This window comes from Gordonia sp. LMA167, assembly GCF_058130025.1.
In genome coordinates this window covers 3,956,711-3,982,082 of the sequence record NZ_CM176708.1, presented here as the reverse complement: position 1 = coordinate 3,982,082, position 25,372 = coordinate 3,956,711, and the positions used below count along the sequence as shown (strand labels likewise).

The following is a 25,372-nucleotide window of genomic DNA, read 5'->3' as shown; positions in this document are numbered from 1 at the left end:
CAGCTCCTCAAGCTCGGATGTCGTCGATTGAACGGATCAGCGGATCAGTTGCCCATGCCCATGCCACCGTCGACGGGGATCACCGCGCCGGTGATGTAGTTGCCCTGGTCAGAGGCGAGGAAGCTGATGGCGGCGGCGACGTCCTCGGGTTGCCCGACCCGTCCGAGCGGGATCGCCTGCTTCGCCATGTCGACGTAGCGATCCTCCATGGCGGCGGTCATGTCCGTTTCGATGAATCCCGGCGCCACCACGTTGGCGGTGATGTTGCGGGATCCGACCTCGCGGGCGATCGAGCGCGCCATGCCGATCAGACCGGCCTTGGACGCCGCGTAGTTGACCTGTCCCGGAATGCCCGACATCGCGACGACCGACCCGAGGAAGATCATCCGTCCCCACTTGGCGCGCTGCATGCCCTTGGTCGCCCGCTTTGCACAGCGGAAAGCTCCGGTCAGGTTCGCGTCGATCACCTTCTCGAAGGACTCTTCGGACAGACGCATCAGCAGCATGTTGTCGGTGATACCGGCGTTGGCGACGAGCACCTCGACGGGGCCCTGGTGCTCGGCCACCTCGTCGAACGCCCTCTCCACCGACTCGTTGTCGGTGACATCGCACTGCACACCGAACAAGCCGTCGGGCGCACCCGAACCACGGTGGGTGACCGCGACCTTGTGGCCGTCCGATGCCAGGCGGCGGGCGACCGCGAGTCCGATCCCGCGATTGCCGCCGGTCACCAATACCGAGCGCGAGACCTGCTGAGCTTCGTTGCTGTCTGCCATGGTGGTCAAACTTATCCGTTCGTTTCGGTGTGTTTGCGCTCAGGGCAGTCGACGATTGATCGCCAATGCGGCGAATGCCGAGAGCAGCGCTAACACGGTACCGGCGATGAGCCATGGGCGGGAATTGTCACCCCGGCGTTTTTCGTACCCGATCTGCTGTTGCAGCGTCTCGTAGACCTTGTTGAGCTCGTCGAGGCTGGCCGCCGTGAAGAACTGTCCACCACTGAGATTGGCGATCTTGCGCAGCGAATCGTCGTCGACCGGTACGGGGACCTGATCGCCCTCGAGATCGACGGTGCCGTTCATGGTCCCGAAGGAGATCGTGGAGATCGGGATCTTCTCCTCCTTGGCCTTGCGGGCCGCGGTGAACGCCCCGCGTGGATCGTCCGGGTCGTCGGGCACGGTCTCCTTGCCATCCGACAGCAGCACGATCCGCGCAGGTGGCGCCGCCTCATCTCCCCCGAGGACCGCGTTGAGGGTCTTGATCTGCTGAATCGCCGCGAAGATGCCCTCACCGGTCGCGGTCTTGTCGTCGAGCCGTAGTTTGTCGACCGCTTCCTTGGTCGCGTTGTGGTCCGGCGTCGGCGAGACGAGGGTCGACGCGGTCCCCGCATAGGAGATCAACCCCAGGTTGATGCCGTCGGTCAGTTCGTCGGCGAACTTCCGGGCGGCGTCCTGCGCTGCCCGGATCCGCGACGGCGAGACGTCGGTCGCGTTCATGGACCGCGACACGTCCATGACGAGGATCACGGTCGCCTTGTTCCGCGGCACCCGGCGATCCGCCTGCGGCGCGGCCATCGCAACCACGAGCAGCGTCAGGGCAACCAGCAGCAGGGCGATGGGTACGTGGCGCCATCTGTTGTGTTGCTGCGGCGCCACACGGTTCAGCAGGTCCAGGTTGGCGAATCTCAGCGCACGTTTGCGCCGCAACCGTTGCACGTAGATGTACGCGGCCGCCAATCCGGCCACGACCAGGAGCAGCAGGAGCCACCAGGGGCTCGCCAGGATCGACACCTGCGCGTCACCCGACCCCGGCTGCCAGGCCGCGTCGACGTTGCGCGACGAACTTGACGGTGTCGGTGATCCAGTCGCGGTCGGTGGACAGACTCAGCACCGGTCCCCCACAACTGCGGACGGTGCGATGCACCTTCTGCTGATGCGCACGCGCAGCGGACGCGAAGTCCCGCCGGATCGTCGGAGTGATGGTGATATCGCGGATCTCGCCGGATTCCGCGTCGGCCAGCGTGACCTCGCCGACGTCCGGGAGTACCAGGTCGCGCGGGTCCAGGACCTCGACCGCGAGCAGTTCGTGGTGGGCGCCGATCGCGCGAAGGGACCGCTCCCAGTCGATCGGTCCCAGGAAGTCGCTGATGACCACGGCGAGTCCGCGACGGCGCTGCGGTCGGCGCAACGCCTCGATACCGGCATGCAGGTCCCCGCGCACCCCGGTCGAGGCGCGGGTTGTGGTGGCGATCGCCTTGAGCAGATTCTGGGCATGGGCACGGCCGCTGCGGGCCGGGATTCGGACCAACTGATCACCGGTCACGACGATCGCACCGTGCCGGTTGCCTCCGCCGGAGGTGAGGTGCACCAGGGCAGCGGCGGCGGCGACTGCCAGTTCACGCTTGGTGCAGTTCACCGTACCGAAATCGAGGCTGGCCGAGGCGTCGACGACCAACCAGGTCTCGAGTTCGCGGTCGGCGATCATCTGCCGGACATGCGGTTGAGTGGTCCGCGCGGTCACCGACCATTCCATCCGCCGGATGTCGTCGCCGGGCTGGTAGGCGCGGGCCTCACCGGGCTCGGAACCCGGGCCCGGGATGAGCCCGAGATGCTCGCCCTGCAGCACGCCGTCCAGCTTGCGCCGCACGGTCAGTTCCAGAGTCTTGAGGGCCGCCGAGAGCTGAGGTTCGGACAGGAGCCCGGCGCCCAGCGACGGCAGGTCGCTATTGGCCGGCATACCGTGGCGTCGACTGGGTCGCCCCAGACTGGTTCACTGCAGACTGGTTCACCGCAGGCCGGTTCACCCCCGCGCCGTTGGTCTGGCCCGGATACTGTTGCGGCCCCTGCTGATTCGAGCCGGGTTGGCCAGGCGTCCCCGGAAAACCATTGGGCGACACCGGCTGCGCACCGACCTGTGGCAGCCCTACCGTCTGCAGCACTCGGGTGATCACCTGGTCGGCGTCGACCTCGTCGGCGAGGGCGTCGTAGCTGAGCACCAGTCGGTGGCGCAGCACGTCGGGCACGATCTCCACCACGTCCTGCGGCACCACGTAGTCACGTCCGCGCACGAGCGCCAACGCCCGGGCCGCCGCCACGATGCCGAGGGTGGCGCGTGGGGACGCACCGTAGGACAGCCACGCGGAGACGTCGGTCAACCCGAGTTCGGCCGGCCGACGGGTGGCGTTGATGACGCGGACGACGTAGTCGACGAGCGCGTGGTGGACGAAGACGTTGGCTGCGGTCTGTTGTAGCCGGATCATCGTCTCCGGATCGAGGACCTGCGAGGCCGTCGGCGGCACGTTGCCCATGCGATAGACGATCTCGCGCTCTTCCTCCACCGTCGGGTAGTCGACGAGGACCTTGAACAGGAAGCGGTCGCGCTGGGCCTCCGGCAGCGGGTAGACACCCTCGTTCTCGATCGGGTTCTGGGTTGCCATGACCAGGAACGGATCCGGCATCGGATAGGTGGTGCCGCCGATCGACACGTGCCGCTCGGCCATCACCTCCAGAAGCGCCGACTGCACCTTCGCCGGAGCGCGGTTGATCTCGTCGGCGAGCAGGAAGTTGGCCACCACCGGACCGAGTTCGGTGTCGAACTCCTCCCGGCCCTGCCGATAGATACGCGTACCGATCAGGTCGGTCGGGACCAGGTCAGGGGTGAACTGGACACGCGAGAAGGATCCGCCGACGACAGTGGCGAAGGTCTCCACGGCGAGGGTCTTGGCGACGCCCGGCACGCCTTCGAGGAGGATGTGGCCGCGCGCGAGCAAGCCGACGAGGATGCGCTCGACGAGTTGGTCCTGCCCGACGATGACCCGTTTCACCTCGTAGATCGCCCGCTCGAGCAGCTTGACGTCGCTGTCGGACAACGCGACCGTTCCGTCGGGGCCGGCTCCGCCCGCGGATTCGGCCGGGGGATGCGAAGAGGTCAACCGGTTGCTCCTGTTCTACCTACGTGCAGCGCAGCGCTGTGGGGGCGGCCTGTCGCTGCCAGCGTAGTCGCGTTGTCTGAAAAGCGGCCAAGAAGGGTCGCGTGGGCGGCTCAGGCACCTGTCGACCCAGGATCGGTCGACGGCGACTCAGAGCAGGCGCACCACGTTGGGCATCGCGCCCGCGGTTCGCAGGGGCGACACCTTGACGACGCTGCCCGATTCCGGCGCCTCGACCATCTTGTTGTCGCCCAGATACAGCGCCACGTGCTGGCTGGCGTTCGGACCGAAGAAGATCATGTCGCCCCGTTTCATCTGCGACAACGGATACTGCGGGCCGGACGTGTACTGATAGCCGGTGTAGTGCGGCAGGTCGATGCCGACCCCGGCGAAGGCATAGATCATCAGCCCGGAGCAGTCGAAGCCGATCTTGTTGTAGTCGCCGTAGCTGTCGGCCACGCCGCCGTCGCGGATTCCGCGGGTCGGCCCGTTGGCGTCACCACCACCCCACGCGTAGGGCACGTTGAGCTGCGACAGGGCGCGGTTCACCACGATCTCGACGGCCTGCGGTCCACGCAGACCCGGCCGGACCATGCCACCTCCGGACGAACTGCCGAACAGGGAGCCGAGGCTGCCGGTGCTCAGCGTCGAACTCAACGAGTCCGGTCCGCTACCGGTCATGTCCGATCCGCCGACACCGAGTTCGTCGAGCAGCTGAGAATGCGGCACCTGCTGACGCCCCACGAGACCTGCGAGCACTTTCTGCCCGACATCGAGGGCGAGCTTGGCCGCGGCCTCGGCGGCAACGGCCAGCGCCTGGTTGTCACCATCGGCCACCGGTGTCGCCGGGGCGCCGGGCGGCGTCGGGCTGGCGGGAGAGTCCGGGAACAGGTTCTGCAGGAGGTCGCCGGCCGTGGGGCCGTCGGCCTCTCGCTTCGGGACCACGCCGCGAATCTTGTCGAGCGAGGCCTGGACCTTGTCCCTCTTGCTGATCAACAAGGCGCGACGCTGCTGTTCGGACGCTGCGGCCGAGCGCGCGGCGGCGACAGCGGCGAGTGCGTCGTCTTTACGGGTGGCGGCGCTGCGGGTCGCGAACCGCGCCTGACGGGCAGTGGCCTCGACCGCGGCGACGCGGTTCGCCTGCTGGTTGCGCGCCACCTGCAGACGCTCGATCGTGTCGCGCTGCTGCTTGCCGAGCCGGTCCAGGACCGTGATCCGGTCGAGCACGGCGCCGGGGTTGTCCGATGACACGTACTCCGACATCGACCCTTGTGCGCTGCCCTGGCGGTACACGTCGCGCGCGAATCGGTCGAACGATTTCTGCGCCTCGGCCACCTTGCGGCCGGCGTCGGCCAGCGAACGCTTCGCCGACGTCGCCGCGACCGTGGCCAGTTGCTGCGCAGCCACCGAATTCTGGTAGTCCACGAGCGCGCGGTTGACGTTCTCCTGCCGCACCGCGACAGCGTTGTCGAGGTCAGCGAGATTCTGATTCGCCTTGGCGATCTGGTTGATCAACGTGGAGGCCGTGGACTTCGACCCGCTCCCCGGCGCCGCCTGCGCCTGGCCCGCGCCGATCGCTCCGAGCAGGACGATGACGATGAGCACACACAGGCGCACCAGCGGTGACTTTCGTCCCGCGCTGGGCACCGGTGGTCCCCCACCCGCCACACCGGCGTTACCTCGGTTCACAAGATCTCCCTTGTCGTTCGCGGTATGCCCCGGCACACCCGCATCGCTGCGACATCGATGCCTGCCCCGATCCCGACTTCCGTGTCACGCACCATGCACCACATGCGGTGCCCACCATCACTCGGACACCACACGTGACAACAGAACCGTACGTCACATCGGACACATCGGAAAACAATCGTCACGAATTACATTGGCGTGATTACCAGGGAAAACACTGTGAACTGGCCAAAAGTCGCACCGACCACCTAGGTCTCGAATTAGCAACGAAACGCCGGCGGCGGGCGTGGCACGGGCCGCTCATGCGGCGACGAGGTGTAGCAGCGCCCATCAGGCCCCTGAGAGAGACCGATCGCGCACGATCGGCGAATGGCGAGAATTCACCGCGCGGGGATGCGTGAGGGCTACCGCGGCGACCGCGCGGCACCTGGGGCGACGGCCCCGACTACGGCAGATCGCGGGAGAGGTCGGTCGTCCCGGCGGCGTGCGGTGTTGCCAGGTCACCGCCACCTTCGGCGAGGTCCGTGCGCGTGCGACGCCGGGAGCGCACGCGCGCGATCGCGGCGCCGACGACGACCACCACGATGAGGACCAGAGTGATGGCCGTCCAGTTCAACGACGGTCCGCTCATCTGGTCCCACATCTGCCGCGCCGCGAGGGGCGGGTTCGTGAGCGTGAGGTGGTCAGTGGCCTCCTCCTGCTGCACCCGACTGAAATACGGCGACGAGGAACCCACCGAGTTCGGACCGAGAACGATCACCGTGCCGCCTACATCCGATTGCAGCTCGGTCGCGATATCGCGGTAGTACTCGAACTTGAGGGCCCGTGGCATCACCACAAAGCTCACGTCGTAGCCGTCGGCCTTGGCGTCGGCCACGACGGCTTGCAGACCGGCGACCTGGTCGGCCGGCGCCGACACGCCATCTTGCTGGAGGTCGTGCAGGATCGCCGGCATGTCCACGTCCGCGGGGATGACGGACGGCGCCGTCGCCCCTATGGCGGGCAGAGCCAGCACCTGCTGTGGCGTCGCACCGGGACTCATGTGGTCATCCTCGCATCCATCCGCATATCCTTCCGGTACGGGACCCGATCGTGTCGGGACGTCACCGGCGAGGTTTCGCGAGCATTAAATTCGCACGGACGGCAACGGCTCGCCAAACCTCCTGCAGCACCGTACGACAGAATGGACACGTCCGGAGAATCCCGGTCCGGATGGTGCACGGAGTTCGACACGCCGGATGTAAGCGTCGCTTGTTAACAGTACGTCCGTACTGTTAACATTGCCGGTGTCGTTCCCGGTCCGCGTACAGCTCCCGCGCTGATCGACACCCGGACGGTGACATGACCGCAGCGAGAGCATGCTGCACGAAGCCGACGCAGCCCGTCGGAGAAGCAGGCCGGCGCAGCCCGCCGGCACTTGAGGAGAGTGGACAAGACGTGAGTATCGATTCCTTTGGCGCCCGCGGAAGCCTCGAAGTGGGCGACAACTCGTACGAGATCTATCGCCTGAACGCCGTCGAGGGCACCGACAAACTCCCGTACGCGCTGAAGGTTCTGGCCGAGAACCTGCTCCGCACCGAAGACGGCGCGAACATCACAAAAGAGCACATCGAGGCCATCGCCAACTGGGATCCGAGTGCCGACCCGAGCATCGAGATCCAGTTCACGCCAGCCCGTGTGATCATGCAGGACTTCACCGGCGTGCCCTGCATCGTGGACCTCACCACCATGCGCGACGCGGTCAAGGAGCTCGGCGGCGATCCCGACAAAGTCAACCCGCTGGCGCCGGCCGAGATGGTCATCGACCACTCGGTGATCATCGAGGCCTTCGGCAACGCCCAGGCCTTCGAGCGCAACGTGGAGATCGAGTATCAGCGCAACGAGGAGCGCTACAAGTTCCTCCGCTGGGGCCAGGGCGCCTTCGACGATTTCCGGGTCGTCCCGCCGGGCACCGGCATCGTGCACCAGGTCAACATCGAGCACCTGGCCCGGTCGGTCATGGTCCGCGACGGTGTGGCCTACCCGGACACCTGCATCGGCACCGACTCGCACACCACGATGGAGAACGGCCTGGGTGTGCTGGGCTGGGGCGTCGGCGGTATCGAGGCCGAGGCCGCGATGCTGGGTCAACCGGTCTCGATGCTCATCCCGCGTGTGGTCGGCTTCAAGCTGACCGGCGCCACGAAGCCGGGCGTCACCGCCACCGACGTGGTCCTGACCATCACCGAGATGCTGCGCAAGCACGGTGTGGTCGGCAAGTTCGTCGAGTTCTACGGCAACGGTGTCGCCGAGGTCCCGCTCGCCAACCGCGCCACCATCGGCAACATGAGTCCCGAGTTCGGCTCCACCTGCGCGATGTTCCCCATCGACGAGGAGACGGTCAATTACCTGAAGCTGACCGGTCGCTCCCAGGAAACCCTGGACCTCGTCGAGGCCTACGCCAAGGAACAGGGCATGTGGCTGGAGAAGGACGCCACCGAGGCGAAGTACTCCGAGTACATGGAGCTCGACCTGTCCACGGTCGTACCGTCGATCGCCGGACCGAAGCGGCCGCAGGACCGCATCGAACTCTGGGATGCGAAGAACGCCTTCCGCAAGGACATCCACAACTACGTCGAAGAGGGCAACACCCCGGAACACAACGGTGTCGACGAGGCGAACGAGGAGAGCTTTCCGGCCTCCGACGCGCCCTCGGTCTCGGCCACTGCGGCCACGTTGTCCTTCGCCGATGACGAGCCCGCCCACAACGCCGCCTCGGGCGCCGAGGGTCGGCCGTCCAAGCCGGTCAAGGTCTCCTCGGCCGAGCGCGGCGACATGATCCTCGACCACGGCATCGTCACCATCGCGTCGATCACCAGCTGCACCAACACCTCAAACCCGTCGGTCATGCTCGGCGCCGGCCTACTCGCCAAGAAGGCCGTCGAGAAGGGCCTGACCGCCAAGCCGTGGGTCAAGACCTCGATGGCTCCGGGTTCGCAGGTCGTCACCGGCTACTACGACAAGGCGGGCCTCTGGCCGTATCTGGAGAAGCTCGGGTTCTTCCTGGTCGGCTACGGCTGCACCACCTGCATCGGCAACTCGGGCCCGCTGCCCGAGGAGATCAGCAAGGCGATCAACGACAACGATCTGACCGCCACCGCGGTGCTCTCGGGTAACCGTAACTTCGAGGGTCGTATCAACCCCGACGTGAAGATGAACTACCTCGCGTCGCCGCCGCTGGTCATCGCCTACGCGCTCGCCGGCACGATGGACTTCGACTTCGAATCCGATCCGCTCGGCAAGGACTCCGACGGCAACGATGTGTTCCTCAAGGACATCTGGCCGACCAACGAGGAGATCCAGACCACGATCTCGGAGTCGATCTCGGCCGAACAGTATGCGTCCGACTACGCGGATGTGTTCAAGGGCGACGAGCGCTGGCGGAACCTGCCGACCCCCTCGGGCAAGACGTTCGAGTGGGATGACGAGTCCACCTATGTCCGCAAGCCTCCGTACTTCGAGGGCATGCAGGCGGACCCGGCCCCGGTGGCCGACATCAAGGGCGCACGCGTGCTGGCGAAGCTGGGCGATTCGGTCACCACCGACCACATCTCCCCCGCCTCGACCATCAAGCCGGGCACCCCGGCCGCGCAGTATCTCGATGCGAATGGGGTGGCGCGCAAGGACTACAACTCGCTGGGCGCCCGCCGCGGCAACCACGAGGTGATGATCCGGTCGACCTTCGGCAACATCCGTCTGCAGAACCAGCTGCTCGACGGTGTGACCGGCGGCTACACCCGGGACTTCACCCAGGACGGCGCCCCGCAGTCGTTCATCTACGACGCGGCGCAGAACTACGCGGCGCAGGGCACCCCGCTGGTCGTTCTGGGCGGCAAGGAGTACGGCACCGGGTCCTCGCGCGACTGGGCGGCCAAGGGCACCAGCCTGCTGGGCGTCAAGGCGGTCATCACCGAGAGCTTCGAGCGCATCCACCGCTCGAACCTGATCGGTATGGGCGTCATCCCGCTGCAGTTCCCCGAGGGCGAGTCGCACAAGTCGCTGGGCCTCGACGGCACCGAGACGTACGACATCAGCGGCATCGAGGAGCTCAACGCCGGTACGACCCCGCAGACGGTGCACGTCACCGCGACCAAGGAGGACGGCTCGACGATCGAGTTCGACGCCAAGGTGCGGATCGACACGCCCGGCGAGGCCGACTACTACCGCAATGGAGGAATCCTGCAGTTCGTGCTGCGCAACATGATCAAGAGCTGATCAACGTCAGTCCTTGAACAAGACAGGGAGCACGAGAAGTGCCCAAGGTCAGTGATGACCGGCTGGCCGCGCGCCGTCGAGAGATTCTCGACGGCGCGCGGCACTGCTTCGCCGAATACGGCTACGACGGCGCGACCGTCAAACGTATCGAGGAGTCGACCGGACTTTCCCGAGGTGCGATCTTCCACCACTTCCGCGACAAGGAAGCCTTGTTCCTCGCCCTCGCGCGCGAAGATGCGGAGCGGATGGCCGATGTCGCCGCCGAGCAGGGTCTGGTCCAGGTCATGCGCGACATGCTCGCGCGGCCCCAGGATTTCGACTGGCTCGGCACCCGGCTGGAGATCGCCCGCAAACTGCGCACCGACGTCTCGTTCCGCGCCGCGTGGCTGTCCCACTCCGCTGATGTCGAGGCGGCCACCCTCCGGCGGCTCGAACGCGGCCGTCAGGCCGGCCGGCTCCGCGACGACGTCCCCACCGAGGTGCTCGTGAAGTACCTCGACCTGGTGCTCGACGGGCTGATCACCCGATTGGCATCCGGCCAGCCGACCGACGATCTGCATGCGGTGCTCGACCTGGTCGAGGCGTCGGTCCGGTCGAAGGGGCGGTGAGGACCTTCCGGCGGCCATGCACCGGCGGCACACCCAGCGCGGTTCTCTGCTTTCGCACCTGAGGATCAGCTCGTGGGCCTAGGGTTGCAGCTGTGGACGGTGTGCCGAACGCACCCACACCGATATCCCGCCGAGCGCTGATCAGAGGCGCCGCCGGCATCGGTGCGTTCGGTGCGCTCGCAGCGGTGTCGGCGCGCTCGACGGCCGCCCCGGTCGAGACCGCCATCGTCATAGGTAGCGGATTCGGGGGCGCCGTCGCCGCCCTCCGCCTCGGACAGGCGGGGATCCGCACAACTGTCTTCGAACGTGGGCGGCGTTGGCCCATCCGCCCCGACGGCAACACGTTTGCCACATTCCTGACTCCGGACAAACGCGCGGCCTGGTTCGGAAGCGGAGCCGGAGCCAGCGCTGCCACGGCGGTGCCGGTCGAGCCGTACCCCGGAGTTCTCGACCATGTGATCGGCAACGGTCTGGAGTCCGTGCATGGCGCCGGCGTCGGTGGCGGATCGCTGGTGTTCGGTTCGTTCACGCCGCAACCGCGCCGGCAGGACTTCGAACGCAACTTCCCCCGAGCCGCCGACTACCCCGAACTCGCCCGGGTCTATTACCCGCGCGCCAAGAAGATGCTCGGCGTCTCACCGTTGCCCGACGACATCCTCGCGCACCCCAACTATGTCGGGGCCCGCTCGTGGCTGACCACGATCGCCCGCTACGGCGCCACCCCGCACTTCTTCGACTTCGCGATCGATTGGGATCTGGTCCGGGCCGAGCTGCGCGGACAACGGCGTGCCGGCGTCTCCATCGGAGATCTGCAGTACGGCGTGAACAGCGGTGCCAAGAAGTCGGTCGACCACACCTACATCCCCGCCGCGGAACGCACCGGCAACGTCACGGTCAAGCCGATGCACGAGGTCTTCGACATTCGGCTGCGTTCTCGCCGAGCGGGATTCGTCGTTTCCGCGCGCGTGCTCGACGACGCGGGCCGCACGATTCGCGTCGTCACCGCCGAGGCCGATCACCTGTTCATGGCCGCTGGTTCGTTCCACACGACTGCCCTTCTCGTCCGGGCCCGGGCGCTCGGCGTCCTCCCCCACCTGTCGCCGCAGATCGGCAACGGCTTCGGCAGCAACGGCGATTTCCTGACGATCCGGGTGAACCCGTCGGATGACTTCGGCGCCGTCCAGGGCGGTCCGGGGTACGCACGAATCTACGAGGACGATCTGCCGGGCGGCCCGGTCTCCATGGTCTATCAGGCAACCCCACTGCCGTCCCCGGTCGGTAAGGCACTGACCACCCACCTGATCCAGGCGCACACCGATGAGCGCGGCACGATCGACTACGACCACGCGACACGCGCGGCCCACCTGAACTATCCGTTCCCAGAGGGCTCCAGCGTGCTCGACCGGCGCAGCACGGCGCTCGTGACCCGCTTCTACGAACGGACCGAACGACGATTCGGCCGTCCCGCCAACGGCGTCCCGTTGTCTGCGAGAGCCGTTGGATTCGGCTCGGCCAGCACCTATCACGGGCTCGGCGGTGTCGTCGTGGGCCAGGCTGCGTCGATGAACGGTGCCGTCCTCGGCTACGACAATCTCTACGTCGTCGACGGGTCGTTCGTGCCGGGTGCGGTCGGTCTGGTGAACCCCTCGTTGACGATCACCGCGCTCGCCGAACGCACCATGGACAGGTTCCTCGCCGGGCGGTGAGCAATTTCGCCAAGGCGTGCACGAAAAGGCGTAAACGTGTGTGTAGTGTGATTCCCAACACCCGATCGATCGCTCGGTAATGATCGTCGACGGTGTTGCCGTCCCTTCGTCAGAGGAGTATCACTTGTTCCCCGGAGTCTTCGCCGCATCCACCCCGGACAAGCCTGCTGTCATCCGCGCCTCCACCGGCGAGCAACTGACCTATCGGCAGCTCGACGACAACTCGAGGCGCCTCGCCAACCATCTGGAGTCGTTGGGGCTCCGGCCCGGCGACACGATCGCGATGATCTCGCAGAACGACCTGCACATGTTCGAGGTCTACTGGGCCGCCTTGCGCAGTGGCCTGTATGTCACCGCGATCAATCACCACCTGACCGCGGCCGAGACCAACTACATCCTGGGCGACTGCAATGCCAAGGTCGTCTTCGCCGGCGCGACAGTTGCCGAGGCGGTCTCGCACACCGACGAGATCGCTGAACTCAACCAGCCCGGACGGCGCTTGGCCTGGGCCGGAGAGATCGCGGGTTTCGACTCGTACGAGGCCGTCCTCGCGGCCGCCTCGACGGACCAGCGCACCGATCAGCCGCGCGGCACCGACATGCTGTACTCGTCAGGCACGACCGGTCGACCCAAGGGCATCCAGACGCCACTGCCTCAGGGCCAGGTCGACGAGATCCCAGACTCCTACACCGCGATCTTCGCGCCGATGTACGGTTTCGATGCCGACACCGTCTACCTGTCCCCCGCACCGCTGTATCACGCTGCGCCCCTTCGCTATTGCGGTGTGACGAATTCCGTCGGCGGAACGGTGGTGTTCCTCGATCGATTCGATCCGGAAGTCGCCCTGGCCACGATCGACAAGTATCGCGCGACCCACAGCCAGTGGGTCCCGACCATGTTCATCCGGATGCTCAAGTTGCCGGAAGAGGTGCGTGGCAAGTACGACGTCGGCAGTATGAAGGTCGCTGTGCACGCGGCCGCACCATGCCCGGTCGAGGTCAAGCAGGCGATGATCAAGTGGTGGGGCCCGGTCATCCACGAGTACTACGCGTCCACCGAGGCGGCCGGGGCGACCTTCATCGGCCCGCAGGAGGCACTCGATCATCCCGGCTCGGTGGGCAAGCCCCTGTTGGGCGTGTTGCACGTCTGCGACGAGGACGGCACGGAGCTGCCCACCGGTGAGGTCGGTCAGGTGTACTTCGAGCGTGATGAACCTGCATTCCACTATCACAACGACCCCGAGAAGACCCGGAAAGCGCAGCATCCGAAGCACGAGAACTGGTCGACCACAGGCGATGTCGGCTATGTCGACGACGAAGGTTACCTCTACCTGACCGACCGCAAGGCGTTCATGATCATCTCCGGCGGCGTGAATATCTACCCGCAGGAGGCGGAGAACGTCCTGATCAACCATCCGGCCGTGTACGACGTCGCCGTGATCGGTGTGCCGCACGATGACCTAGGAGAAGTGGTGAAGGCCTGCGTGCAACTCGACGCGGCGTTCGCCCCGTCGCCGGAACTCGCCGACGAACTGATCGAGTTCACGAAGGAGTCGCTCGCGGCCTACAAGGCTCCCCGCTCCGTGGACTTCGTCGACGATCTACCCCGCACGCCCACCGGAAAACTCGTGAAAGGCGAACTGCGCAAGCGCTATTGGCCGGAGACTGCGAAGTCGTGAAAGCCCCGCGCTGAATTACCCTTCGTGACGCTCGCACGCACGCTCCTCAGGGACCGGGATGAGCCTCGCACGCTCGCTCCTCGGGGACCGGGATGCTGCTCCCACGCTCGCCTCCTTCGGGCAGCCGCTCGGACACCGGGACGACGCTCCCACGCTCACTTGCTTCGGACGGCCGCTCCGCCGCCCGGACGACGCCCCCACGCTCACTTCCCAGCGGCGGCAATGACTTCCCCCGATCCCTGAGGAGTTCCGGAGCGCTAGCGGAGGAACGTCACGAAGGGCCGCCCTTCGTGACGCATCGCTCGTTCCTCGCGAGGCTCCTCAGGGACCGGGATAACGCCTCCACGCACGCCTCCTTCGGGCAGCCGCTCCGACACCCGGGATAACGCTCCCACGCACGCCTCCCTCGGGCGGCCGCTCCGACACCCAGGACGACGCTCCCACGCACGCCTCCCTCGGGCGGCCGCTCCGACACCCAGGACGACGCTCCCACGCACGCCTCCCTCGGGCGGCCGCTCCGCCGCCCGGACGACGCCCCCACGCTCACTTCCCAGCGGCGGCAATGACTTCCCCGATGCCTGAGGAGTTCCGGAGCGCTAGCGGAGGAACGTCACGAAGGGCCGCCCTTCGTGACGCATCGCTCGTTCCTCGCGAGGCTCCTCAGGGACCGGGATAACGCCTCCACGCCCGCCTCCTTCGGGCAGCCGCTCCGGGACCGTTGGGCCGCTCGCAAGCTCGTCTCCTTCGGGCAGCCGCTCGGACACCGGGACGACGCTCCCACGCTCACTTGCTTCGGGCAGCCGCTCCGACACCCGGGATAACGCTCCCACGCACGCCTCCCTCGGACAGCCGCTCCGACACCCGGGACGACGCTCCCACGCACGCCTCCCTCGGGCGGCCGCTCCGCCGCCCGGACGACGCCCCCACGCTCACTTGCTTCGGGCAGCCGCTCCGACACCCGGACGACGCCCCCACGCACGCCCCCCAGCGGCGGCAATGACTTCCCCGATCCCTGAGGAGTTCCGGAGCGCTAGCGGAGGAACGTCACGAAGGGCCGCCCTTCGTGACGCATCGCTCGTTCCTCGCGAGGCTCCTCAGGGACCGGGATAACGCCTCCACGCTCGTCTCCCTCGGGCAGCAGCTCCGGGACCGTTGGGCCGCTCGCAAGCTCGCACCTCACGGCGCCAGGTGACGCCGGCCTCAGGCCAGCTCGATGAGCTCTTGATACTCGTCGGACCAGTGGTCCTCGGTGCCATCGGGTAGCAGGATCACCCGTTGCGGATCCAGTGCAGCAGCCGCGCCGGGGTCGTGCGTCACCAGCACCACGGCGCCGGTGTAGCTGCGCAGGGCGTCGAGCACCTGCTCTCGTGAGATCGGGTCGAGGTTGTTGGTCGGCTCGTCGAGCAGCAGGACATTCGCCGCCGACGACACCAGGCCCGCCAGGGTCAGGCGCGTCTTCTCGCCACCAGACAACGTGCCTGCCGGCTGATCAAGCTGTGCGCCGCTGAACATGAACGCGCCCAGCAACCCTCGCAGATCCTGTTCGCCCGCGTCGGGCGCGGCGTGGCGGATGTTCTCCCACACGGTCGCCATCTCGTCGAGGGTGTCGTGCTCCTGGGCGAAGTAGCCGATCTTCAGACCGTAGCCGGGGTCGAGTGCGCCGAGATCAGGTTTCTCCACGCCCGCAAGGAGTTTGAGCAGTGTGGTCTTACCCGCACCGTTGAGCCCGAGCACAACCACCCGGCTGCCCTTGTCGATGGCGAGGTCGACACCGGTGAAGATCTCCAGCGAGCCGTAAGTCTTCGTGAGTCCGCTCGCCATCAGCGGCGTCTTGCCGCACGATGCGGGCTCCGGGAATCGGATGCGTGCAGTGCGGTCGGCGACGCGTTCCTCGTCGAGCGCATCCAGCATTCGATCGGCGCGTTTGAGCATGTTCTGGGCTGCCGTGGCCTTGGTCGCCTTGGCTCCCAGCTTGGCTGCTTGCGCACGCAGCGCGCCGGCCTTCTTCTCTGCGTTCGCGCGTTCGCGTTTGCGCCGCTGCTCGTCGGTGGCCCGCGCGTCGAGGTAACGCTTCCAGCCCATGTTGTAGACATCGGCCTCGCCACGGACGGCGTCGAGGAACCACACACGGTTGACCACGTCGGCGAGGAGGTCCACATCGTGACTGATGACCACCAGTCCACCCTCGTGGTTCTGCAGGAATCCCCGCAGCCAGGTGATTGAGTCGGCGTCGAGGTGGTTGGTCGGCTCGTCGAGCAGCAACGTGGTGTCGGACTTGCCGGAGCCGTCCGATGCCGCGAAAAGGATTCGGGCGAGCTCGATCCGTCGGCGCTGTCCGCCGGAGAGCGTGCGCAGCGGTTGGCCGAGGACGCGGTCGTGCAGGCCGAGGCTGTTGCAGATCCGGGCGGCCTCGGATTCGGCCATGTAACCGCCGAGAGCCGAGAACCGCTCCTCGAGCTGGCCGTACTTCCGCACGGCCTTGTCCCGGATGCGATCGTCGGCGGCCTCGGCCATCAGCGCCTGCTGCTTCTCCATCTGGCGCAGGATCGAGTCGAGACCGCGCGCCGAGAGCACGCGATCCTTCGCCAAGACGTCGAGATCGCCTTCCTTGGGATCCTGGGGCAGGTAGCCAAGGTCACCGCTACGGAGGACCGTGCCCGCGTACGGCTCGGTCTCACCCGCGAGAATGCGCAACGTGGTGGTCTTTCCCGCACCGTTGCGACCGACCAGACCGATCCGATCCCCTGGCTGGATGCGCAACGCATCGCCGGGCGCCGACAACAGGGTCCGAGCGCCCGCTCGGACTTCCAGGTCGGTCGCGGTGATCACGACCAGCCAGTCTACCCGCGTCCCGCCACCTGATTTTCCACCCGAGCGCCCACCTGCCACATGGGCCGCCCGCTAGCGTGTGGACCGTGAGCGAAAACACAGCTGAACAGAAGTCGTCCGATCTCACCGGCAAGTCTGCGTTGGTGACCGGCGCCAGCCGCGGAATCGGCCTCGCCATCGCCACCGAACTGGCACGACGCGGCGCAGCGGTGGTGATCACCGGACGCAAACCCGATCCACTGGAGGAGGCCGCAGGCGAGATCCGGGCCCTGATCCCGGGCGCGACGGTGACAGCGTGCCCCGGCAACACCGGTGACGAAACTCACCGGGCGGAAGCGGTGGCCGCAGCCGCTGCACAGGGCGGCATACAGATCCTGGTCAACAACACCGGCATCAATCCGATCTTCGGGCCGTTGATGGATGCCGACCTGGGTGCCTTCCGCAAGATCTTCGACACCAACGTCGTCGCGGCACTGGGCTTCATCCAGGAGGCCTATCGCGCCGGTATGCGTGACAGCGGCGGCGCGGTGGTGAACATCTCCTCCGCGGCGGGCATCCGCTCGACAGGGGTGATCGCCGCCTACGGCGCGTCGAAGGCAGCGCTGATCCGCCTGACCTCGGAACTCGCGTGGGAGCTGGGACCGAACAACATCAGGGTCAACGCAATCGCCCCGGCCATCGTCAAGACGCGATTCGCCAAGGACCTGATCGCCGGTGACAACGAGGCCCGGGCATTGCAGGGCTATCCGCTCGGCCGGTTCGGCACCCCCGAGGACATCGCCCGGGCGGCGGCGTTCCTGGCCTCCGACGACGCCGCATGGATCACCGGCGAGACACTCGCGGTGGACGGCGGAATGCTCTCCACGGCGTAGTCATGGCCGACACACCGGCAGAGGTCGCCGTCGTCGGCGCCGGTCCCGCCGGTCGCGCGCTCGCCCACCGGCTCGCCGGCCGCGGGCTCGACGTTGTCGTCGTCGACCCACGGCCGGATGCTCCGTGGCAATCCACCTACGCCTGCTGGACCGATGAGCTGCCGACCTGGATTCCACCGGAATGTACTGCTGCACAGTCTGATTCGATCCGGATATGCGCACCTGACCCGGTCGAACTGCCACGCGGGTACACGGTGCTCGACAACTCTGCACTGAAACGCGCCCTGCGCCTGGACGGAGTCCGGATCGTCGACGAACGTGCCGCCGCCCTGACCCAACATCAGGTCATCACCGCGTCCGGGCACAGGGTGACCGCATCGGTGGTGATCGATGCCCGCGGACTACGCGACGGCGGGCCGCGTCAGACGGCGTGGGGCGTCGTCGTGCCCCGGGTCCAGGCGGCGCCCGTGCTCGATGGCGCCGAAGCGATCCTGATGGATTGGCGCCCGGCGGGCCCGGATGACGCCTCGGAGCCGGCGTCGTTTCTGTACGTGGTTCCGCTCGACGACGACCGAGTGTTGCTGGAGGAGACGTGTCTGGCGGCTGATCCGGCGCTGCCGGTGAGTCGGCTGCGGAGTCGTCTCGAGACACGACTCGGTCACCTCGCCGTCACACCATCGGCGACGGAGTCCGTTTCGTTCGGGCTCCGATCGCGCGGTCTGCCGTGGAAGTCGCGGCCGGTGTCGTTCGGGGCCCGGGGCGGGCTGATGCATCCGGCGACCGGTTACAGCGTCGCGACCTCGCTTGGTACTGCGGACATGGTCGTCGATGCCGTTGCGGCCGGACAGGATCCCCTCGGCGCCCTGTGGCCGACCTCGGCGCGCGGGGTGCATCGACTCCGACTCACCGGCCTCCGTGCGGTCCTGGCCCTCAATGCCGACGCGACGCGACGCTTCTTCGGCGCCTTCGCTCGGTTGCCGCTACACAGCCAACGGGCCTATCTGTCCGGGCGCGACGACCTGGAGGGAACGGTCGCTGCGATGGCGCGGTTGTTCGCCGCCGCGGACGGACGGACGAAGATCGCCCTCGCACGCTCGTTCGCCGCACGGTGACGCCGCACCGGAGCTGTGACTCAGTGCCGTTGCGAACCGATGACCGGCGTGAAGGCTTCGGCCTCGTCCTCGATGCTGTCCCGGCTGGTGGCGGGATACGATTCGGAGTCGTCACCTTCGACGTCGATGGACTGTTCGATCAGATCGGCATCGTCGGCCGACGGGATGATGGGGTTGTCGACGGTCATCGCGCACCTCTTTCGAAACTCGCGTTGGTCCGTACTCCCAGCCTAACAATCAAGTCGGCGCCGGGAGCGCAGCGAGCGGGCTGGAATTCTGCCTCGCGCCGGGAGCGCAGCGAGCGGGCCGGAATTCTGCCGAGCGCAGCGAGCGGGCCGAATCCACCCGGCACACGCGAGCACCTCAACCTCGGGTGGAACGTAGCACCCGCCAACGGCGGACGAGGTCGTCAACGTCGACGGTATGGGCGGTGATGAGCGTCGGGAGCCCCGCGCGCGAACCGAGATGGGCTTCGCGGACCCTCCGGTTGAAGTCGGTGAGGATCTCCCGCACGGCGTGCTCGTCGGCGATGCCGGCCAGCGATTCCGGAAAGCTCTGAGCCTCCTTCCGCAGCTGCAGCGGCATCGGGAGCAAGGCTGACGAGTCCAGGTTCTCGTCACGGATCTTCCGCTTGACCCACCAGTCGGGATCGTCGGCATCGGAGAGGTCCAGCGGCTTACCCATGCCGGACAGATTGTCGAACTCGCCCCGCTCGGTCGCCTCCCGGATCATTTTCTCCACACGTGACTCGTAGCGCGGCGGCTGCCATCGCCGGACGCGCCGGAACCGTCTGTCTCGTGCCGACTGGTTGTCCGAAGAGCGTCCGTCCACCGGGTGTTCGCTCGGCGGTTCGTTGGGTGAGCGGTCCACATCACGGTTCTACACCGGGTCTGGCCCAACGGCACGAGGCACGGCCGATACCAGCCCGAGCATCCGGCCTGTTCGGGCAGCGTTTGCGACCTGAACAGGCACCCCTACGCACCTTCCCTCCACTGCGCGTCGGGCGGATCGTGGATGCCATATCCGAGGGAGGCGAGGACCGATGCGAACCCACGACAGCGATCGACAACCGGCAGTCGGCCAAGGGGCCAAGGAACTCAAGCAGGCGGATACCCACACTTCCGTTGCGATGCAAGCCGCCCTCGCGGGGCGACTCGACGTCGCAGGCGCGGCCGGGCTCCTGGGGCTGCAACGGTCGGCCGGTAATACGGAAACCACCGCTGTCATCGGTGCGCACCGGTCGCCCGTCCACGACGTGGTGAGCTCTGGCGGCGCGCCGTTACCCGGTGAACTCCGCGCCGACATGGAAGGCCGCTTCGGCCAGGACTTCGGCGATGTGCGAGTTCACGACGATGCGGCGGCCCACGAGTCCGCAACCTCGGTGCACGCGCAGGCGTACACCGTCGGCTCCAGCATTGTCTTCCAGAGCGGGAAGTACGATCCCGGCTCGGCCGCGGGCAAGCACATGATCGCGCACGAGCTGACGCATGTCGTCCAGCAGCGCAACGGCCCGGTCGACGGTACCGATGCGGGTGGCGGGATCAAGATCAGCGACCCGTCGGACCGATTCGAACGTGAAGCTGTCGCCAATGCCGACCGGATGATGGCCGCACCGGCCGCTGCTCAGACCTTCGTGCAACAGAGCGATGACGCCGAGGAAGAGTCGGACCGGTGACATGACGGAGCCCGCCCGGATCGCGCGGACGGTGACCGATGCACTGGCGGACGGGCGCCGCCAGGTCGCTTCCGCCCGCCTGCCGGCAGGTGCGGCCGGGCTGACGGCGCTTCAGCGCGCCGCAGGGAATTCCGCCGTGGACGCGTTGCTGCTCGGCAAGTTCAGAGCGCCCGGCAAAACCGAGATCGATGCTGCGCTACGAGAGATCAGAAAAGACGACCCCGGGATCGAGACGGTGGAGAAGGGTCTCAGGGCGGCGAAGGACGCCGGTGTCCCGGTCGAATTGGAAGGACCGAAACCACCCGCATCGGCCCTGGCAGTCACGATGACCGGGTTCGGGCCCGACGCGGTCGCCCCGAAAAAGGCCGTGCCACCGAAGAAGCCGGTACCGTCCAAGAATCCGCTCGGCCTGGCCGCGGCGAAACCCGCGAGACGAGCAGGACCTGGCGGCACGGGAAAGCCGGCGACGGCGGCCCCCGCGGGACCCGTGGCCGGACGGAACGCGAGACCTCTCGGCGCCGGTCAACTGTTGCGACCCCCGGTGCCTCCGCAGCGCGTGTCACCCCACCAGGACCCGGCATTCGCGGCGGTGACCGGAAACGTGCGCGCCGTCGCAGCCGGGAAGCGCGCCCATCCGTCGGCCGCGTCGAAGGCCAAAGAGGCCCAGGACGCCGCGGTGGCCCCGACCGACGACCTCACCGGACAGGCCAGGGCGGCCAAGGTCGACGCCATGGATGCCCAGCAGGCAGGCACTTTCGACAAGAAGGCATTCATCGCCGCAGTCAAGACAGCGATCGAGGCGAAGTCACCGAAGACGTTGAGCGAGGCCGACAAATACGCGGAATCCGGCAAGGCCGGAGAAGTCAAAGGTGAGATCAAGGGTCTGGTGACGCAGGGCAAGGACGGGCAGGCGAAAGACATCAAGGCCGCCACCGCCGCACCTCCGGACACCTCGGCGGCGGTGCCGAAACCCGTCACCCCGATGGGAACCGAACCGCAGGGTCGGGCGCCCGCGATCCCGGCCGCGGGCGCTGTACCCAAGCCGGCGCCGGCCGAGCAACTCAACCTCGCAGCCGGCAAGCACCAGGCTGACCAGGAGATGGCCGACGCCGAGGTGGACGAGCATCAACTCGCCGAATCCAATGAGCCCGAATTCCACCAGGCACTGGCCGACAAGAAGCAGGCCGCCGCCCACGCCGACACCGCTCCGGCCGATTATCGCAACCATGAGGCCGATGTCATCGCCGGATCCCGATCGGAGGCGGCGGCCGAGACGAAGGCCGGCGTCGCCGGGATGCAGGGCACCAAGGCCGCCGCGCTGGGCAGGCTCATCGCCGATAAGGGCAAGACGAAGTCGAAAGACGAGGCCAAACGCGCCGAGGTCACCGCACGCGTACAGGCCATCTTCACGGCGACGGAAACAGATGTGAAGGCGCTACTCGACGGCATCGACCCCAAGGTGGAGAAGGCTTTCGAGGAGGGCGAGGCCGAGGCACGTACCACGTTCGAGACCTACGTCGCGGCCAAGATGTCGGCGTACAAGAAGGATCGCTACAGCGGCTGGCTCGGCGGATTGCGTTGGGCGAAGGACAAATTGGTCGGTATGCCGGACAAGGTGAACCGATTCTACGAATCCGGCCGTGAGCTCTACCTCAAGCACATGGATACCGTGATCTCCCGCGTCGCAGACATCGTCGGCAACGACCTGGCCGCGGCCAAGAAGCGGATCGCGATGGGCAAGAACCAGATCGCCGCGTACGTGAAGAGCCTCCCGGTCAACCTGCGCAAGGTGGGAGCGGAGGCATCCAAGGAGATCAACGACAGATTCGAGCAACTCGAAGACGATGTCAACGCCAAGCAGGATGCTGTTGTCGACACACTGGCGACGAAGTACGTCGAAGCCCGCAAGGGGCTCGATGAACGCATCGAGGAACTGCAGGCCGAGAACAAGGGACTGGTGGACAAGGCGATCGGCGCCATCAAGGCCGTGATCAACACCATCCGCAAGCTCGCCTCGATGCTGATGGACACTCTCGCCCGGGTGGCGCATGTGGTCGGCGACATCATCAAGCATCCCATTCGATTCCTGGGCAACCTGATCGACGGCGTCAAGGGCGGGATCCTGCGCTTCAAGGACAACATCCTCGACCATCTCCGCAAGGGACTGATGAGCTGGCTGTTCGGCGCGCTCGCCGAAGGCGGTGTGGAACTGCCCGACACATTCGATCTGGCCGGCATCGTCAAACTGCTCGCATCCCTGTTCGGGCTGACGTGGCGCAACATCCGCAACCGGCTGGTCAAGCAGATCGGCGAGCCGGCGATGGCCGCGGTCGAGAAGGGTGTCGACATCTTCCGGACCATCGCCACCACCGGTGTGGGCGGGCTGTGGCAGATGTTGGTGGACAAGCTCGGCGACATCAAGGAGATGATCCTCGATCAGGTCAAGGACTTCGTGGTGACGCGAGTCATCACTGCGGGCATCACCTGGCTGATCGGTCTGCTCAACCCTGCTGCGGCATTCATCAAGGCCTGCAAGCTGATCTACGACATCATCATGTTCTTCGTCAACAACGCCGAGCGGATTCTGGCCTTCGTCAACACGGTGATCGACTCCGCCGTGGACATCGTGCGTGGCAACATCAGCAGCGTCGTCGCCAAGATCGAGGATGCACTCGGTCAGATGGTGCCCCTCCTGATTGGGTTCCTGGCCAACGTGATCGGTCTCGGCGGGATCGGTCAGAAGATCCGCGCGATCATCGACCGGCTCCGCAAGCCGGTGACGAAGGCACTCGACGTCGTTATCACGACCGGCCTGAAGCTGGCCGCTCCGATCATCCGCGGGCTGAAGGGAATCGGTGGTAAGGCCAAGGAGAAGGTCGCCGCTGGTAAGGCATGGGTGAAGGGGAAGGTGACGGCCGGGAAGGAGTGGGTGAGGGGAAAGTTGCCCGGCCGAAAGGACCCGGGCGGAGAGCAACCCGACACATCGCGTGGACCGCTTGAGAAGCCGTTCGAATTGAAGGGCTTCAGCCACAGAGTCTTCATACCGGACCGTGGCAAAGCCGGCAAAGCCATGGTGGCGAGCAACCCCCAGCCGATCGACCAACTTGTGAGAACGATTCTCGAGGCGATCGCAATGGTTCGCCCGAACGAGACCGACAAGCAACGGAAGAGCCGAGAGGGCCGATTGGCCGATGCACAGGAGATCGCAGGCCAGATCATGCAACTCCTGCCCTACATCGAAAGGCCGGGGCCAGAAACCGAGAGGATGAGCGTTCTCGGCCTGATGTCACAGATGATCAGGAGTCTCGCGTTCAAACTGCCGTCCAATCCCAAAGACAAGCCGACGATTCGGGACGTCAAATCCAAGGAAGTCGGCACGGCCTGGTATGACATCAACGGCGAACACGGCACAGTGGCGGCGATCAGCGGTGGTGGCCTGGGCGTTCCCACGGGACTGGAAAGTGATCCGCTCCAGGTCGAGGATGCGTCGGAAACGTGGAATCAGTTCTTCCAGGCGCTTGTCATTCCGTCGAAACGAGCTCCCAAGGAAGGCCAAGCGCGTCGGCAAATTCCCCGGCACACTGACTCGGAGATCAAGATCCTGTCATTTGTCGCAGCCAGATTCGCGAACATGCCCATGCGTCCACCCAGCGACAATTTCCGCGAGAACACGGTCCATCCGGAAGTCCGCGGCACCATCCATTTGTATACCAACAACGTGACGTGCGATTCGTGCGCGTTCGTGATCGGTCAGTTCAGACGGATGTTCCCGAACGTCGAAGTAATTCCCGGACGCGCACAGCCCCATCGCCCCAAACGGCGCAAGTCGGCGTGACACGCCGGTTTGTCGGCCTTGGGTTTCTACCGTCGCGCCCGGCGCACGAGGTCGTCGCGAAAGAGCTCACCCGGCGACGCGGGCGAGGAGCACGTGCCGGTTGGCACACCCCGTCTTCGCCAGTATTGCCTTCACGTGATCGTTCACAGTGTGCTCGGATACTAGAAGCACGTCAGCGATCGTATGGGTGTCGTTGCCGCGCAGAACATGTCCGAGCACCTCGACCTCGCGACGAGTGAGCCCGTGTGCGCGGGCGAACACATCGCTCCGGTCGACGAACCCGGACTGCTCGATCGTCACTGCGATGTCGTCATCGCGTCCCGAACCGCTCATCCGATCGGCATCGAGGGTGAGCCAGCCGAGCCCGTCTATATGCACCCGCGAGTGTGCAGGCTGGTTGTCGACTCCGCCTTCGCGCGCAATCAGTTGTGCGGCAACATTGTAGGCAGCAGCGGGAATGGCAGGCACATCAGGAGGGCTTCCGTCCGGCCCGGGATCAGGCGGATTGAGCCGGTACAGTTGCCGACCCGCCTCGGCGGTCTGCCCGCGTACGGTCAGGTCGGGCGCCAACACGAGCACCGAGGGTCCGGGCCGGGTACCGGGAGCGACGTGGACGCCGAAGCACCGACCTTGACATTCCCGCAGCGCCGAGGTGATGGCGGGCCGGATCTCGGACAGGAGTTCAAGATCCGAGTCGCGGAAGCTCCCGCGCGGGTTCCGGCGCCAGAGATCGAGCCAGCCCCAACATCCGTACTTGTCCGAGAATGCAACCGAAGCGACATCGGCGATGCCCAGCAAGTCCAGCTCCGTCCGCCATCGCAATGAACGAGCCAAGTCGGATTCAGATGCGGCGGAAAGGCGTCCGGCGTGCACAGGAGACTTCATCAGCGTCGTCCACCTGTTGGCGGGCGCGAGGTAGCGCGCAGCGATGAGCGCCGGGAGCCTGTGCCACCTAAGTCCCGGGATCGTGGCCAGCGGCGAGGTTCCGACACAGGTCTGCGGATCCGTCAGAAGCCAGGCGTGGGCATCGAAGTCGATCGCCGTGCGTAATTCGTCAAGAACTGCCCATCGCAGCATCTTGGAATCGGGATTCCCGACACAGGCGCGTTCCACCCGCGCAACCAAGCCGGTACGCATGAAGTCAGAGTAGCCCGCATCGCGCGGCCTGAAGATCCCCAGCGCTGGG

The 25,372-nt window shown here is 66.5% G+C and carries 18 protein-coding genes; 8 read left to right on the top strand and 10 right to left on the bottom strand.

The genetic code is table 11. The features are described from left to right. Positions 1 to 44: 44 nt before the first annotated feature. From fabG1 to ACVT6V_RS18075, 6 genes are all read right to left on the bottom strand, one after another. The gene (gene fabG1 / locus ACVT6V_RS18100) at positions 45 to 776 is read right to left on the bottom strand and encodes a 3-oxoacyl-ACP reductase FabG1 (RefSeq protein WP_489895141.1); all 732 of its coding nucleotides are present in this window, start codon (positions 774 to 776) and stop codon (positions 45 to 47) included. A gap of 39 nt (positions 777 to 815) precedes the next feature. Continuing rightward, the gene (locus ACVT6V_RS18095) at positions 816 to 1,784 is read right to left on the bottom strand and encodes a VWA domain-containing protein (protein ID WP_489900874.1); all 969 of its coding nucleotides are present in this window, start codon (positions 1,782 to 1,784) and stop codon (positions 816 to 818) included. Positions 1,785 to 1,797: 13 nt separating this feature from the next. Then, positions 1,798 to 2,736: a DUF58 domain-containing protein gene (locus ACVT6V_RS18090; RefSeq protein WP_489895139.1), complete on the bottom strand. Its 939-nt coding sequence runs from the start codon at positions 2,734 to 2,736 to the stop codon at positions 1,798 to 1,800. Continuing rightward, the gene (locus ACVT6V_RS18085) at positions 2,723 to 3,931 is read right to left on the bottom strand and encodes an AAA family ATPase (protein WP_489895137.1); all 1,209 of its coding nucleotides are present in this window, start codon (positions 3,929 to 3,931) and stop codon (positions 2,723 to 2,725) included. The genes ACVT6V_RS18090 and ACVT6V_RS18085 overlap by 14 nt, the downstream gene beginning before the upstream one ends. Before the next feature lie 147 nt (positions 3,932 to 4,078). Next, on the bottom strand, positions 4,079 to 5,575 hold the full coding sequence (locus ACVT6V_RS18080; protein WP_489900873.1) for an NlpC/P60 family protein: 1,497 nt from the start codon (positions 5,573 to 5,575) through the stop codon (positions 4,079 to 4,081). A 487-nt stretch (positions 5,576 to 6,062) separates the two neighbouring features. Next, positions 6,063 to 6,659, bottom strand: a complete 597-nt coding sequence (locus tag ACVT6V_RS18075) for an Rv1476 family membrane protein (protein WP_489895136.1) — start codon at positions 6,657 to 6,659, stop codon at positions 6,063 to 6,065. 395 nt (positions 6,660 to 7,054) lie between these two features. Between ACVT6V_RS18075 and acnA the strand changes: the two genes are divergently transcribed. The 4 genes from acnA to ACVT6V_RS18055 all read left to right on the top strand — a co-directional run bounded on the left by acnA (position 7,055) and on the right by ACVT6V_RS18055 (position 13,863). Further along, on the top strand, positions 7,055 to 9,871 hold the full coding sequence (gene acnA / locus ACVT6V_RS18070; RefSeq protein ID WP_489895134.1) for an aconitate hydratase AcnA: 2,817 nt from the start codon (positions 7,055 to 7,057) through the stop codon (positions 9,869 to 9,871). A gap of 38 nt (positions 9,872 to 9,909) precedes the next feature. Beyond that, entirely contained in the window at positions 9,910 to 10,479 is a 570-nt protein-coding gene (locus ACVT6V_RS18065) for a TetR/AcrR family transcriptional regulator (RefSeq protein WP_489895132.1), read from the top strand. A gap of 101 nt (positions 10,480 to 10,580) precedes the next feature. Beyond that, complete coding sequence (locus ACVT6V_RS18060) at positions 10,581 to 12,185, top strand: GMC oxidoreductase (protein WP_489900872.1); 1,605 nt, start codon at positions 10,581 to 10,583, stop codon at positions 12,183 to 12,185. Between the two features lie 124 nt (positions 12,186 to 12,309). Further along, positions 12,310 to 13,863, top strand: coding sequence for an acyl-CoA synthetase (locus ACVT6V_RS18055; protein ID WP_489895130.1), 1,554 nt, complete (start codon positions 12,310 to 12,312; stop codon positions 13,861 to 13,863). Positions 13,864 to 15,063: 1,200 nt separating this feature from the next. Here ACVT6V_RS18055 and ACVT6V_RS18050 read toward each other — a convergent pair. Then, the gene (locus ACVT6V_RS18050) at positions 15,064 to 16,692 is read right to left on the bottom strand and encodes an ABC-F family ATP-binding cassette domain-containing protein (protein WP_489895128.1); all 1,629 of its coding nucleotides are present in this window, start codon (positions 16,690 to 16,692) and stop codon (positions 15,064 to 15,066) included. A gap of 86 nt (positions 16,693 to 16,778) precedes the next feature. Here ACVT6V_RS18050 and ACVT6V_RS18045 point away from each other — a divergent pair, with 86 nt between their 5' ends. After that, positions 16,779 to 17,564 (top strand): SDR family oxidoreductase, encoded by a 786-nt coding sequence (locus tag ACVT6V_RS18045; RefSeq protein ID WP_489895126.1) that lies wholly within the window; start codon positions 16,779 to 16,781, stop codon positions 17,562 to 17,564. 2 nt (positions 17,565 to 17,566) lie between these two features. Then, complete coding sequence (locus ACVT6V_RS18040) at positions 17,567 to 18,676, top strand: FAD-dependent oxidoreductase (protein ID WP_489895124.1); 1,110 nt, start codon at positions 17,567 to 17,569, stop codon at positions 18,674 to 18,676. 20 nt (positions 18,677 to 18,696) lie between these two features. Here ACVT6V_RS18040 and ACVT6V_RS18035 read toward each other — a convergent pair whose 3' ends face one another. Continuing rightward, positions 18,697 to 18,864, bottom strand: coding sequence for a hypothetical protein (locus tag ACVT6V_RS18035; RefSeq protein ID WP_489895122.1), 168 nt, complete (start codon positions 18,862 to 18,864; stop codon positions 18,697 to 18,699). A gap of 175 nt (positions 18,865 to 19,039) precedes the next feature. Beyond that, the gene (locus ACVT6V_RS18030; protein WP_489900871.1) at positions 19,040 to 19,408 is read right to left on the bottom strand and encodes a DnaJ family domain-containing protein; all 369 of its coding nucleotides are present in this window, start codon (positions 19,406 to 19,408) and stop codon (positions 19,040 to 19,042) included. Positions 19,409 to 19,718: 310 nt separating this feature from the next. Between ACVT6V_RS18030 and ACVT6V_RS18025 the strand changes: the two genes are divergently transcribed. Next, positions 19,719 to 20,351: an eCIS core domain-containing protein gene (locus ACVT6V_RS18025; protein WP_489895120.1), complete on the top strand. Its 633-nt coding sequence runs from the start codon at positions 19,719 to 19,721 to the stop codon at positions 20,349 to 20,351. 1 nt (position 20,352) lies between these two features. Continuing rightward, positions 20,353 to 24,186 (top strand): deaminase domain-containing protein, encoded by a 3,834-nt coding sequence (locus ACVT6V_RS18020; RefSeq protein WP_489895118.1) that lies wholly within the window; start codon positions 20,353 to 20,355, stop codon positions 24,184 to 24,186. Between the two features lie 66 nt (positions 24,187 to 24,252). Here the strand turns inward: ACVT6V_RS18020 and ACVT6V_RS18015 are convergent, their stop codons facing one another. After that, positions 24,253 to 25,323, bottom strand: coding sequence for a helix-turn-helix transcriptional regulator (locus ACVT6V_RS18015; RefSeq protein ID WP_489895116.1), 1,071 nt, complete (start codon positions 25,321 to 25,323; stop codon positions 24,253 to 24,255). Positions 25,324 to 25,372 lie beyond the last annotated feature (49 nt).